The sequence below is a fragment of the Candidatus Limnocylindrales bacterium genome, from assembly GCA_035626395.1.
Classification (GTDB): domain Bacteria; phylum Desulfobacterota; class Binatia; order UBA1149; family CAITLU01; genus DASPNH01.
In genome coordinates, this window is the sequence record DASPNR010000002.1 from 597,864 (window position 1) to 610,700 (window position 12,837).

General features: G+C 68.7%; 10 protein-coding genes. 5 read left to right on the forward strand and 5 right to left on the reverse strand.

Features of this window, described 5'->3' with window-relative positions:
* The first annotated feature begins 7 nt into the window (after positions 1-7).
* On the forward strand, positions 8-868 hold the full coding sequence (locus VEC57_03010) for a hypothetical protein (protein HYB98084.1): 861 nt from the start codon (positions 8-10) through the stop codon (positions 866-868).
* Positions 869-969: 101 nt separating this feature from the next.
* On the opposite strand, the gene VEC57_03015 is transcribed toward VEC57_03010, so the two are convergent.
* Entirely contained in the window at positions 970-1,995 is a 1,026-nt protein-coding gene (locus VEC57_03015) for a GTP-binding protein (GenBank protein ID HYB98085.1), read from the reverse strand.
* A gap of 5 nt (positions 1,996-2,000) precedes the next feature.
* Positions 2,001-2,372 carry a cupin domain-containing protein gene (locus VEC57_03020; protein ID HYB98086.1) on the reverse strand — a complete coding sequence of 124 codons (372 nt, stop codon included), beginning with the start codon at positions 2,370-2,372 and terminating at the stop codon, positions 2,001-2,003.
* 687 nt (positions 2,373-3,059) lie between these two features.
* On the opposite strand from VEC57_03020, the gene VEC57_03025 reads away from it, so the two are divergent.
* On the forward strand, positions 3,060-6,653 hold the full coding sequence (locus VEC57_03025; protein HYB98087.1) for a hypothetical protein: 3,594 nt from the start codon (positions 3,060-3,062) through the stop codon (positions 6,651-6,653).
* Positions 6,650-8,125, forward strand: coding sequence for a HEAT repeat domain-containing protein (locus VEC57_03030; GenBank protein ID HYB98088.1), 1,476 nt, complete (start codon positions 6,650-6,652; stop codon positions 8,123-8,125). Before VEC57_03025 ends, VEC57_03030 begins: the two co-directional genes overlap by 4 nt.
* A 144-nt stretch (positions 8,126-8,269) precedes the next feature.
* On the opposite strand, the gene VEC57_03035 is transcribed toward VEC57_03030, so the two are convergent.
* Positions 8,270-8,602: a DUF2834 domain-containing protein gene (locus VEC57_03035; protein ID HYB98089.1), complete on the reverse strand. Its 333-nt coding sequence runs from the start codon at positions 8,600-8,602 to the stop codon at positions 8,270-8,272.
* A 267-nt stretch (positions 8,603-8,869) separates the two neighbouring features.
* Here VEC57_03035 and VEC57_03040 point away from each other — a divergent pair, with 267 nt between their 5' ends.
* Together VEC57_03040 and VEC57_03045 are read left to right on the forward strand one after the other, a co-directional pair.
* Positions 8,870-9,868: an ATP-binding protein gene (locus VEC57_03040; GenBank protein HYB98090.1), complete on the forward strand. Its 999-nt coding sequence runs from the start codon at positions 8,870-8,872 to the stop codon at positions 9,866-9,868.
* Positions 9,865-11,217 carry a sigma-54 dependent transcriptional regulator gene (locus tag VEC57_03045; GenBank protein HYB98091.1) on the forward strand — a complete coding sequence of 451 codons (1,353 nt, stop codon included), beginning with the start codon at positions 9,865-9,867 and terminating at the stop codon, positions 11,215-11,217. Before VEC57_03040 ends, VEC57_03045 begins: the two co-directional genes overlap by 4 nt.
* Before the next feature lie 56 nt (positions 11,218-11,273).
* On the opposite strand, the gene VEC57_03050 is transcribed toward VEC57_03045, so the two are convergent.
* Entirely contained in the window at positions 11,274-12,074 is an 801-nt protein-coding gene (locus VEC57_03050) for a hypothetical protein (protein HYB98092.1), read from the reverse strand.
* Positions 12,075-12,225: 151 nt separating this feature from the next.
* A complete protein-coding gene (locus tag VEC57_03055) occupies positions 12,226-12,603 on the reverse strand; it encodes a YkvA family protein (GenBank protein ID HYB98093.1) in 378 nt (125 codons plus the stop codon).
* Positions 12,604-12,837 lie beyond the last annotated feature (234 nt).

The following is a 12,837-nucleotide window of genomic DNA, read 5'->3' on the forward strand; positions in this document are numbered from 1 at the left end:
CCCTGAGATGTCCGCCCGCGCCGCGCCCCTCGCCGACGCCGTCGTCCTTCCGCCGGTGTGGCGAGCCGTCGCGGCTGCGCTGCGCATCCTCGCGCGCGGCACGCTGCTCTACATGGCCGCAGCCATCGTGCTGGCGGAGACCCCGCCCAATCCGCTGAAGCAGATGCGGTTGTTCGCCGCGCTGTTCCTGGCGCCGGAGCTCGCGGCGTGGTCGATCCTGCGCGCATTTCGGGCGCACGTGCTCATCGGCCAGGGGCTGCTGGTGTTCGAGCAGCGATGGCGGCGCATCGAGATTCCGCTCGATGCCATCGCAGGCGTGCGGCCGTGGATCCTGCCCGTGCCTTCGACGGGGTTCACGGTCACGCTGCGCTCGGGCGCACGCTTCGCCGACGGAATCGCCGCCAGCGATCCGGTCGCGCTGATCGAGGCCGCTACCGGCGCCGGCGCGGCAGACGGCCTTCGCGACGTGCTCTCGCAGCGCACGATGTTCTATGCGCGAGCGCGGCTCGCGAGCTGGCGAAGCCGGCTCGACCAGCCGTTCCTGAAGTTCGTGGTGTTCGCGCTGGTGCCGGCGGTGCCCGCGTTTCGCCTGCACCAGATCATCGCCTACGGCGGCGCGCTGGGCGAGTACTACACGTTCGGCCTGAAGGCGTATCTGATCGCGTTCGGAATCTGGTGGGGCTCCTGGATCATCGGACTCGTCTTGTCCGCCGCCGTGCTGCGGGCCGTGATCGAGATCGTTACCGTCCTTCTGGCAGGCGTGCGATTCGCGTACACGGGCGGCGTGCGCCGCCTGCTCGAGGTGATCGCGCTGGCGATCTACTACATCGGAATCCCCGGCTGGCTGTTCCTGCGCATGCTCGAATAGGCCGCCGCCTCGCGCCGGCTTCGCGCGCTTGCAACGCTACGTCTCTCGCGCGCCACACTGCACGGTCTTGCCGCGCCTGCGGCCCGAGATCGCGCCGCGCGCTACCTCGCCGCCGGAAGCGTCTGGCCGGGGCGAGCACATCGCTCGAGCGCTCCGATGATCTGCGCCTTTCTGTCGACGATGTCGCGACCGATGAACACGCCCTGCACCGCTTCTTCGAGGCTTGCGAGCGCGATCGGCGCCAGTTCACTGCGGCCGCAGACGTAATTGAAGAGAAACGCCTGGCCGCCATCGGCGAAGCGCACGAATCCCTTGGCGCGAAACACCTGCGGCGGCAGCGCGGCCAGAAACGCTTCGAACGCCGCTCGTTCCAGCGCATGGTCCAGGCGGCACGAGAACGATTCGAAACGCTCTTCGTCGAGATGACCGTGCGGCTGCGATGCGCGCGCGTGAGCCTGCGCTTGCGCCCCGGTAACCCGCGCCTCCCCGCCGCCGGCAGCCTCCTTCGCCGCGCTGGCAGCCCACGCCCGCCGCACGCCCGCCGCCGTCAGCAGCGAGGCTCCTTCGCCGAGATCGCCGCGCATGCATTCCACGATCGCCGCGCGCGGCTGCAGCCGGCCGAGCCTTGCGCGCAGCGACGCGAGCTGTCGCGGCGTGACCAGGTCGGTCTTGCTGATGACGAGGAAGTCGGCGGCTCGAATCTGCCGCCGCGCCACCGCGCTGATCCGCCACGCGCTCGCCCACGCGGCCGCATCCACCACCGCCACGACGGCATCCAGCCCGAGTCCGCACCGCTCGATGCGTTCGATTGCCGGGGCCGGGTCGGCAACGCCGCTGGTCTCGATCAGCAGCAGCGTCGGATCGATCGTTCGCAGGAGCTCGTCGATGGCGAAGTCGAAGCGGTACTCGTCGATGCTGCAGCAGATGCATCCGCCGGCCAGCTCGACCACGCTCTCCAGGTGCTCGAAGCCGCCGAGAACGCGCCCGTCGATGCCGACCTCACCGACCTCATTGACGATGACGGCGATGCGCTCGCGCGACGGCGCCTGCTCGATCAGCCGGCGAAGAAGCGTCGTCTTGCCGCTGCCGAGAAAGCCGGTGAACAGATCGACGGCAACGCGCTTCAACGTCCCTACCGCCCGTAGCGATCCTCCAGCCGCACGACGTCGTCGAGCTCGGGCGTGGAAGCTTCCAGAAGGTCGACCGCCGTGGGCGCCTCGAACCGGTGCCGCAGCCCCGGCCGGATGTGAAACACCGACCCGGGTGGAAGATCCATGACCTGCGGCGGCTGCTCGTCGTGCGACCAGTGAAGGCGCAGCGTGCCCGAGAGCACGTAGATCGTCTCCTCCTTCTGGCGGTGGAACTGGTAGCTGAGCGCGTGCCCCGCCTCGATGTGCAGGATCTTGCCGACGTAGCGCTCGCAGTGCGCCCAGATCAGCTCGTATCCCCACGGCTTCTCGACGCGACGAGGCGCGGTGACTGCGGGTTGTTCGTCCTTGTTCATCGGCATCCTTCTAGAGCGCCGGACAGGCCCGCTCGCTCAAACGCGCGAATTCTTCAACGCCAACCGCCGGGCGCACCCCCGGCCTTCCCAGCAGCAGCGACACTGACTCGGGGGTGGCATGGCCGCCGACACTAGCGGAGCCGCGTTCCGAATGTGACCTGCGACGTCACGCACCCGGCGGCCGCAAGGCCACACCGATCCGGCCGCGCTGCCTGCGCCGGCACGTCCGTCGGTGTGGACACGCGCTGCGACATGGTCGTGGCCCACCGCCCGAGGCCGAGCCGGGCGCGGCGACGCCATTCTCATTTCGAGACAGAGACGACGCGTTCTCTCGACGCGCGGTCAGTAGCCGGTGCAGAACCGCCTCCTCGGTTCGGCCGCGATCCTCCACGGCTCCCGCAGCCTCATTGCCATAAGAGCCCAATGCGCGTTGACGAAGCTTCGCGAAAACGGTTCTAATGCGCCGCCGCGAGCGGTTCATCTCCAGGGGGAGGAAGACCGCGCCCAGACCGCGAGCTTAGGAGCACAAAGCTGATGACCACCGCGACCCGTCGCGAATCGGGGGTACTCTCCCTTTTGTCCATTTCTGTATGCGCCGCCATGCTGGCGGGCCTTCTGGCCCCGTCAGGCGCTCTCGCGCAGGTGCAGAATGCGGATCAACAGGACTGCGCCAACGCCGTCTTCAAGATGGCTGCCAAGATCGGAAAGTCGCAGACCAAGACCAACTCGGGCTGTCTCAAGTACTCGCACCTCAAGCTCAACGACAAGCTGGGCGCGGACGGTCAGGACAAGACCTCGGACTCTTGCCTGACCAATGATCCGAAAGGCAAGCTCGTCAAGGCGAACGAGCAACTCGCCGGCATCGTCGCCGATTGCGTTGCGCAGCCGGACTTCGGCAGCAACGGTACCAATGCCGGCGGCGCCGGCTCCGGCCACGCGCGCGCAACGATGCGCGGCATCTTCGGCCTCAACCTGGAGCAGCTGTGGCGTCGCCTCTCGTATACCGACGAGGCCGCTTCGGCGTGCCAGGTCGCCCTGGTCGGCCCGACGGGCAAGCTCTACAACACGATCATCAAGGAAGGAGCGTCAGCTCTGAAAACCGCGTTGGTCACCGCCGCCGACGGGCCTTCCCTGGCCTCCTCGATCACTGCCGCGCTGATCGCGGATGCAAAGGGCAAGATCCAAAAGGGAGAGGATGCCATTCGCGCCGACGTCGCCGAGACCTGCGCCGTCACTGCACAATCGCTCATCGAGCTCGCGCGCGGCTCGCACGGCGCCACCACCTCGGAGGATCTGGCAGACGCAGCGGTCCGCGTCACGCGCTGCGAGGCGTGTCTGGCCGTCGCCGGCGCAACGGCCCTCGAGCTGGACTGCGATCTGTTCGACGACGCGACCGACGACGATTCCTGCAGCGCCTACGTGGCAGCGTACGTCATCACCGACGAGTCCGATCTCATCACCGGCCCGCTGGCCGACGGCCAGGTGGGCGACTTCATGATGCGCAATGACCTTGCCCGCTTCATCATCCAGCGCGGCAACGTCCGCGACATGTACAGCGTCGGCGGTTTCGGCGGCAACATCATCGACGTCGAGTACAACGGCGTTGCCGGCACCGACAACTTCCTCGAGATGCAGCCTGCGATCAATATCGAGACGGTGATCAACGCGACCGCGGTCGAGGTGGTGAACGACGGCAGCAACGGCGCCGCGGCCGTGGTGCGCGCCTGCGGTCCCGACGACGTCCTGGACTTCGTCAACCCCTCCACGATCATCGAGGATGCGGGGCTGAACTTCCCCGAGGACGCCAACGACAACAATCAGGACGTCGAGGCCTGCACCGAGTATATTCTCGAGCCCGACGCCGCCTACCTGAAACTTGTCACGACCGTGTTCAACAATGAGCCCGGGACGACCGGCTTCTACATCGGCGACTACGTCAACGCGGCCGGCGAACTGGAGCAGTGGGGCAGCGGCAACGAAGGCATCGGTATCCGCCTGACCGCCGATGACATGGGCGTGTTCAGCTACACGGGCTTTGGCGAAGCCGCCGGCATCGACTACGGCATCACCGCCATCGATCTGCCCAACACCAGCGCCGTGCCCAACGGCGGCGCTACCAGCTATTTCTCGACCAGCGGCGTGACCTACATCCTGCACAGCCAGGGAGTCTTCGACGCCATTCTCGGCCAGCCGGCAGAGTTCCGCGTCGCCTCGGGCGCCAGCCGCTCCTTCATCCGCTACTTCGGCGTCGGCGACGGCAGCGGTGCCAATGCCGTCACGCTCGAGAACCTGGTCAAGGGCAAGCTCGCCGGGACGGTCTCCGGCTGCGTCACCAAGAACGGCGCTCCCGCTCCGGGTGCACGGGTCAGCGCCGGCCCGGTCGTCTCCGGTGCGATCGATCGCGTCACCTCGACGTGGGTCGTCGGCGACGACGGCTGCTACGAGGGTACACTCCCCGAGGGCAACTACGGGATGGCCGCCTGGCGGGAAGGCACGCCTTACGAGGGCGGCGGCGCGACTCCGACGATCCACAACGTCACCGTGGCCGTCGAGACGCCGGTGGTCCAGAACTTCGACCTGCCTCAGAACGGCACGATCAGCGTCGGCGTCACCGACGAGAACGGCAACGCCGTTCCCGCCCGCGTCAGCGTGGTCGGCTTCGATCCCTCGCCCGACATCATCCTGGGCGAGAATACGGGCCTGCACCGCGACCAGAACGACGTGCATCCCTTCGGCATCGCCCGCGCCGTCTACACCGACGCCACCGGCAACGTGACGTTCGAGATGGAGCCAGGCAGCTACCAGGTCTACGTCTCGCGCGGACCCGAGTATTCCGCCTACAGCGTGCCTGTCACGGTGTCGGCCGGCGCCGACACGCCCGTGGCGGCCGAGATCGCCCGCGTCGTCGACACGACCGGCTTCATCAGCTCCGACCACCACGTCCACGGCATCGCCAGCGCCGACTCGCGCGTGAGCGAGTCCGACCGCGTGCGCCAGTTCGCCGGCGAAGGCGTGGACAACGTGATCATGACCGACCACCACGCGCACACCGACCTCAACCCGCGCATCGCCGCGATGGGCTTCAGCAACTTCGTCGCCTCGACGGTCGGCGAAGAGATCACCACGTGGGACACCGGCCACTACAACGCCTACCCGATGACGGTCGATCCGACCCGTCCCTCGGGCGGCTCGACGGACTGGGGCGGTGCGGCAGCGGCCGGCGAGGACTTCGCTTCGCTCGGCAGCTACATTCTGTCGCCGGCCGAGGTGGAGACGCTGGCCAAGACGGGCCCGACCGCCACGGCCGACACGGTCGTGCAGATCAACCACATCGACTCGCACTTCGTGCCGATGAAAATCGACACCTCGGCCGTGCCTCCGACGACCGGAATGACGACGGCCGAGCGCCTCGCGTTCCGCATGGATCCGAACGGCGGCAACCTGTTCAACCACTTCGACGCCCTCGAGCTGTGGAACGGCTACAACCGCAACCACCAGAACCAGTTCCTCAACGAGCGCATCGGCGTGTGGTTCAACCATCTGAACCAGGGCCTGCCCATCACGATGATCACCGACACGGACACGCACGCCTTCGCCAACCTCGAGTCGGCCGGCGGCCGCACCTGGTCGGCGTCCTCGACCGATGAGCCGGCGCTGATGGTTCCTGGCGAGATCGCGCAGTCGGTCGCGGCCGGCCGCGCGGTGGGCGGACAGGGTGTCTATGTGCAGACCCGGCTCATCGATGCCGCCGATTCCGGCAACGTCGCCGACCTGACCCTCGCCGGCGACACGCAGATCACCGTCAGCAACCCGACCGCCGGCGTGAACCTGGAGATCTCGATCCAGGCGCCGCTGTGGGCCGAGTTCGACACCGTGCGCGTGTACTCGAACGCGGCGACGGCTCCGGTGGCCGCGCGTCCTCAGCTCTTCACGGCAACGCCGACGATGACGCTGGTCAAGGGCACGCACTTCACCGTCAGCACCGTCAACGTCGCGCCCGGCGTCGCGGGCGGCTCGCGCCAGGAGGCGGTCATCACGGTTCCGTTCGCGAACATGACGCAGGATGCGTGGTTCGTGGTCGTCGTGAAGGGCAGCGACGGCGTCTCCCGCCCGATGTTCCCGGTCTTCGCGGCCGATCTGGCCAAGGCCAGCAACACCACGCTGGCGCACCTGATTGACGGCAACCTCGGTCAGAGCGGCGTCACGGCCCTCGGCGTCACCAACGCGCTGTATGCCGACGTGGACGGCAACGGCGAGTTCGACGGACCGCTCGAGCCGTGATCCGAGCCGCGACCGCGGCCTTCCTGATCGTTGCAACCGGCGCCGCCCTCACGGGCGGCGCCGGTTCGACTTTGGGGCAGGCGCAAGACACTCCCCGACACGACGCGGCGCCTTCCTCGGCGCAGGAGTCGATCCATTCGGCCTCGCCGGCAGCCGGCGCTACGGCGCCTGCGGAGACGAAGCCGGACACGCCCACGCAACGACAGCCGGCGACGAAGACGCCGACACAGCAGCCGACGGCGCAGCCCTCTTCGCCTGGCTCGCCCTCGCCCGCTCCTGCCAGGAAGGTTCGCGCCGCCGGTGGTCAGGCCATTCTTTCGTCGGCCGAGAATGCGGCGCTGATGGTCAGCGGCATCATCCAGAGCTCACGCAAACTGGATGCGACCGGATGGACGGCGGAGCTGGCCGTGGATCGCAAGCTGCTCGGCGACGTCCAGGTCGGCACGACCGTGCAGATTGCGTGGGAAGAGCTGGCCGCGTCGCGGCAAGTGCGCTTCGACGACGGCGAGCGCGTGCTGGTCGTGCTCGAACCGTTGCCGGCGCAGAGCCTGTGGGCCAGGCGTTTCGCGGATGCGCAGAAGCGAGTGTACGTCGTCGCGCGCAATGGCGAGGCGTTCCTGCGCAGCCCCGACGCGACGACGCTCAACTCGCTCGAACACTATCTGGCGATGGGCCGCGAGGCTCGCAAGGGCGCGCCCGGAGCGAGGCGCCTGGCCGAGCTGATTGCATCGGGCCATCGGGCGATAGCGATGGAGGCGCTCGACGTTCTCGAGAACCGGACCGATCTCGCCGCCGCTCTCGGCGACGACGGCGGCTCGCTGCTTCTTCAGGCCGCGCGCTCGGAAGGACGCGACCACGCCATCCGTGCCCGTGCGCTGCGGCTTGCCGCCAAGAGCGGGCTGCGTGGCGTCAAGGAGGCCGCGCTGGCGCTGGCGCAGCCGGGCTCATCCATGCGCGCCGAAGCGTACCGTGCGCTGGGGATCCTGCCGCACGGCCTGACGCCGCAGGAGGCCGAAGCGCTGCTGGACGATCCCGATCCCGAGCTGCGTGTCGTGGGAATCGCGCTGGCCACCGACCCGGCCAAACGCGAGCGGCTCATCAAGATGGCGCGCAGCGACGATTCACCGACCGTCCGCGCAACGGCCGGTGCCACCCTTCTCGTCCGCCACCGCGAGCAGGCCATCCAGGACGCGCTGCCGCTCCTGGAGGACAAGGACCGCAACGTGCGAGCCGCCATCGGACACGCGCTCGGAGAGCTCGGAGATGCTGCGATCGAGCCGCTCAAGCGCGTCGTGGAGACCGGTAGCGAGGACGCGGCAGTGGCAGCCGTCCTCGGCCTGGCCAATGCGGGTGCCGAAGGCGGCGTCGCGCTGGTGTCGATCGGCCATCTGCATCCGAGCGAGAAGGTGCGCACCGCAGCCAATCTCGCGCTCGGCAAGGGACCGCCGAAGGCGCACGGGCACACGCACTGAGCTGCATCGCGGGTGCAGCGGGCAAAAAAAAGGGATCGCTGCGGAGCGGATGAGAACTGCCCAGAGCGGCACCGGCCGAGGCGGCGTCGCACCGCCGCCGCGGCCGGCGATCGTCTCACGCTCGTACGTAGCGCGAGGCCGGGCTCAGGCACGCGCGGCGTGCGCGGCCAGCGAGTGGGTGGCGGCCGCCGCGACGCGCTCGCGGCGGATCAGATAGATCATCGCGCCGATGCTGCCCGTGGTCAGCACGAGCATCAGGTACGGCAGCGGGTTGATCCCTTTCTGCCGCGCATCGCCGATCATCCAGATCGTGAAGAACGTCAGCGCCAGCACGAGATCGAACATGATCTGCATGGTGGCGGCGTTGGCCGTTGCCGCCTCGAAGAGGCCGACGACGCCGTAGTGGTAGAGGACGTAGCCGGTAAACGCTGCGAACTCCGCCAGGACGAAGAGAAGGCCGATCTGCTTGAGGTTCATGGGCTGCTCCTTGCGTGGACTTTCGTAGTCCAGGTTTGTGGGGCCTGCTGCGGCCCGTCGTTGTCGGCAGCCCACGATCCAAGCGTCGTGCCACGGACGTGACCGGCCCTCCCGCTTCCGTCTGGCTCGTCACGGCGCGCGGCGTTGCGGCGCATCCACCCGCGTTGCGGACGTGCAACGTCCCACGTGACCGATGGCTGTACTGGCCCGCGGGGTTGGGCGACAATGCTGCATCGGCCGCGGCTCAAAGCTTGCTTTTGTACGCCCATGGAACCGGAACCGATTCCTTCTCCCTCCCCTGCCCTGCGCGCGAGCCGCGGCTGGCGCTGGATCGGCGCCGCGCTCGGCCTCGGCCTCGGCCTGTTCGATGCGATGCTGCTGTCGTCGGCGATGGGCGTCGACTTCCGGCTCAACGGCGAATCGGGAACGTTGTTCGTCGGTGCCTACTTCGGCGTCAGCCTGGCGATCGTCGGCTTCCTGCTCGGAGAGACGATGGAAGCGCGGCGGCGCGATCGTGAGGCGGCGGCGCTGATCGAGCAGCAGAACCAGACGATCCTGGCTACGCGCGCCCGCCTGCTGCAGAGCGAGAAGCTGGCAGCGCTCGGGCAGCTGGCCGCCGCCATCGCGCACGAGGTGCGAAACCCGCTCGGAATCATCCGGTCCGCCGCTCAGGGCATTGCCGAATCGCTCGAGCATCCCGACGAGGACACACGCAAGGCGTGCTCCTTCATCACCGCCGAGACCGACCGCCTCAACAACGTGGTCAGCTCGCTGCTCCAGTTCGCACGGCCCATCAAGCCGGCGCCGCGGCCGGTCCGCGTCGAGGAGCTGTTCGACACGGCGCTGCTGCTGGTGCGTGACGAGATCGCGCGCAAGCAGGTCCAGCTGCGATGCGTCGTGGCCGCGTCCCTGCCGTCGCTCGACGTCGATCGCGATCTCATCACCCAGGTCCTGGTCGACCTGCTGTCGAACGCCGCCGAGGCCGCGCCGACGGGCGGCGAAGTCACGCTGGCGGCCAGCTCCGCCAACGGCAGCATCGTTCTCGAAGTCGCCGACTCCGGCGCCGGCATCCCTGCCGATCTTCGCGCGCGCGTGTTCGAGCCGTTCTTCACGACCAAGGCCTCAGGCACAGGCCTCGGCCTGGCCATCGCAAAGCAGATCGTCGGCGCGCACGGCGGGCGCATCGAGGCCGGCGAGCGCAAGGGCGGCGGCGCGCGACTGATCATCACCCTTCCGCTGGCGCCTGCGGCTGCGATGGCCGCATGAAGCCGCGCGTCCTCATCGTCGACGACGAAGAGCGCATGGCCGGCGTCGCAGCGATGGCACTGGCACGCGCCGGCTACGCCTGCGAGACCTGCTCCAGCGCGGCGGGCGCGCTCGAATCGCTGGAGGCCAACGGCGCCGACGTCGTCGTGACCGACTGGAAGATGCCCGGGATGGACGGCATCGAGCTGCTGCGGCGAATTCGCGCGCGCCACGCGCACGTTCCGGTGGTGATGATCACCGCGCACGGCAGCGTTCCTTCGGCGGTGGCGGCCATGCGCGAGGGCGCCTTCGACTACGTCACCAAGCCCTTCGACAACGACGAGCTGCGGGCGGTGGTCGCGCGTGCCATCGAGATGACGCGGCTGGAGCGCGAGAACCGCTACCTGCGTCAGGAGATTGCCGGCGCCTATTCTCCTGATGCGATCGTGGCCGAGAGCCCGCGCAGCCAGGAGCTGCTCGATCTGGTGCGGCGCGTGGCCGCCAGCCGCTCCACCGTCCTGGTGCAGGGTGAGAGCGGCACGGGCAAGGAGCTGGTCGCCCGCCTGCTGCATTACTGGAGCGACCGCGTCGGCAAGCCGTTCGTGGCCGTCAACTGCAAGGCGTTCGCCGAAGGCGTGCTCGAAAGCGAGCTGTTCGGACACGAGAAGGGCGCGTTCACCGGCGCGATGAGCGCGCGCGCCGGCTGCTTCGAGCGAGCCAGCGGCGGCACGCTGTTCCTGGACGAGATCGGCGAGATCGGCGAGAGCTTCCAGGCCAAGCTCCTGCGCGTGCTGCAGGACGGCGAGGTGCTGCCGGTGGGCAGCAGCAAGCCGCGCAGGGTGGACGTGCGAACGGTCGCCGCCACCAATCGCGTGCTGCGCGACGAGGTCGCTGCCGGCCGCTTTCGCGAGGACCTCTACTTCAGGCTCAACGTGATTCCGATCCAGCTTGCGCCGCTGCGCGAGCGGCGCGAGGACATTCTTCCGATGGCGCGCCACTTCCTGGCGCGCCAGGCCGGCGAGGCCGGGCGCCAGCTCGCCTTGAGCGATGAAGCCGAGGCCGCGCTGCTGTCGCATTCCTGGCCCGGAAACGTGCGCGAGCTCGAGAACGCCATCGAGCGTGCCGTGGTGCTCGCGCGCTCCGACAAGATCTGGAGCGAGGACCTCCTGCTGGAACAGCCGAAGGCGCCGGCTGCAACACCGATGCTCGGCAGCGGCGGGACGCTGCAGGAGTCCCTCGACGACGCGGCCGCCGAGCGCATCCGTGCCGCGCTCGAAGAAGCGGGCGGTCAGCGCGCCGAAGCTGCGCGCATCCTGGGCGTGGAGCGCACCACGCTGTATCGCATGATGAAGCGCCTCGGCATCCGCTGACCTCGGCGCCATGGAGAAGTCGCCAAGCCGCGGAGCAGCCGACCGCTGCGTCCCCTTCAGGCGTCGGTAGCCGCGGCCGTCTCCTGCCGGTGCAGGCGGCGGATGCGCAAGCCGACGGCCAGCATCACCACGCTCACTACCGCTATTCCGCCGGCCGCCATCGGCTGAGCCATCGCACGCATGTTCTCGAGCTCGCCGGGGCGCACCGGCAGGCCCTGGTAGGCGCGCCTGGCCATCTGCTGCTGCTCGGCCCATTCGGGAATCGCCGGCCACGCGAGCATGAGCACCACCGCTTGCAGGCCATAGACCGCAACGCCGAGCGGAAGCGCCGGCGCCATCAGGCGCAGCACGCAGATTCCGACGGCGACTTCGGCCGCGCCAACCGCGATCGTCAGCACGACGCTGGCCGGCCACGGCACGTCGATGCCGATGGGCGGTATCGGATTGCTCCACATCGTCCATCGCGTCATCCCTTGTACGCCGCTCAGCACGGCGAAGACTCCGAACAGCACCGTCCACCAGCGCTCGCTCGCAAGGATGCGCGGATCGACGTGATACCGGGGCTTTTCCATGCCTGGATCCTCGGGAGCGGGAACGGCGGAGGTGCGATGGGCGTCGATGCCGAGCGCCCAGAAACCGGGCGTCCACTGCACGCGGTCGAGCAGCACGAACTCGAGGGCCGCGAAGAACAGAATCGACGTCCAGAACGGGACCTCCGCAAGGCCCGGAAGCGTGCGCGTCAGCAGCGCCTGCACGATCACGAGCGGTGCGCTGACCAGCAGCCAGTCGACGTAGATTGCCAGCAGGAGCCGCTTGCGCGACGCCGCGGGCCAGGCGCTCCTCGCGTCGTTCCTCACCGCGGCGGCCGCCTCACCGCTGCGACCCGTGCTTCTCGCGCCACGGCTTGACGATGGCGAAGGGATCTTCGGGCGGCGTCTGGAAGACGGCGACGCCGTCGGGAATCACCACCCAAGGCTGTCTGCTGCGGACCCCGATGTGCGCGCAGCGTCACTCGGCGCTCTCTCGGAAGAAGCCGAGCACCAGCCACAGCGCCAGCAGCCACAGTGCCACGACCAGCACGGCGCCCGCATACGACGACGGACCCGGCCCCGCCGATGCCGCCTTGGCACGGGCATCGACCATGACCGGCTCGGGAATCATGCGCAGGCACAGCGCCAGGCCGAGCGGCACCAGCAGCAGGTCGTCGAGGTAGCCCAGGATCGGAATGAAGTCGGGGATGAGGTCGATGGGACTGAGCGCGTAGGCGACGACGAGCGCGGCCAGCAGACGCGCCGGCGCCGGCGTGCGCGGATCGCGAGCCGCGTAGTAGATGGCCAGAGTCTGCGCGCGAAGGTGCCTGGCGTGGGCTTTGAGCGACTCCAGCATGATGCTCACTCCTGCCGCCGGCGCACGAGGCTGACGACGAGCGTCAGCAGACACAGGGCCGCCATCGTCCTGTGGCGCCAGTCTCCATTCTGCGCTGTTGCCTGTGAGCTCATCGGGGCTCGTGCGGCCGGAGTCTAACCGCCGCCTCCCCCGACGCCAATCCGAAGGATGCAGTGGGCGCCGACGAGACAGTCCCACGTGAGCCGCCCTGCAAGCGAGCGAGGAGTTGCCTGG

Excerpts from the sequence above, each read along its gene's own strand:
- VEC57_03025 (HYB98087.1), top strand. The coding sequence starts at position 3,060 with ATGGCTGCCAAGATCGGAAAGTCGCAGACCAAGACCAACTCGGGCTGT.
- VEC57_03055 (HYB98093.1), bottom strand. The coding sequence starts at position 12,603 with ATGCTGGAGTCGCTCAAAGCCCACGCCAGGCACCTTCGCGCGCAGACT.
- VEC57_03010 (HYB98084.1), top strand. The coding sequence starts at position 8 with ATGTCCGCCCGCGCCGCGCCCCTCGCCGACGCCGTCGTCCTTCCGCCG.
- VEC57_03045 (HYB98091.1), top strand. The coding sequence starts at position 9,865 with ATGAAGCCGCGCGTCCTCATCGTCGACGACGAAGAGCGCATGGCCGGC.
- VEC57_03040 (HYB98090.1), top strand. The coding sequence starts at position 8,870 with ATGGAACCGGAACCGATTCCTTCTCCCTCCCCTGCCCTGCGCGCGAGC.
- VEC57_03020 (HYB98086.1), bottom strand. The coding sequence starts at position 2,372 with ATGAACAAGGACGAACAACCCGCAGTCACCGCGCCTCGTCGCGTCGAG.
- VEC57_03035 (HYB98089.1), bottom strand. The coding sequence starts at position 8,602 with ATGAACCTCAAGCAGATCGGCCTTCTCTTCGTCCTGGCGGAGTTCGCA.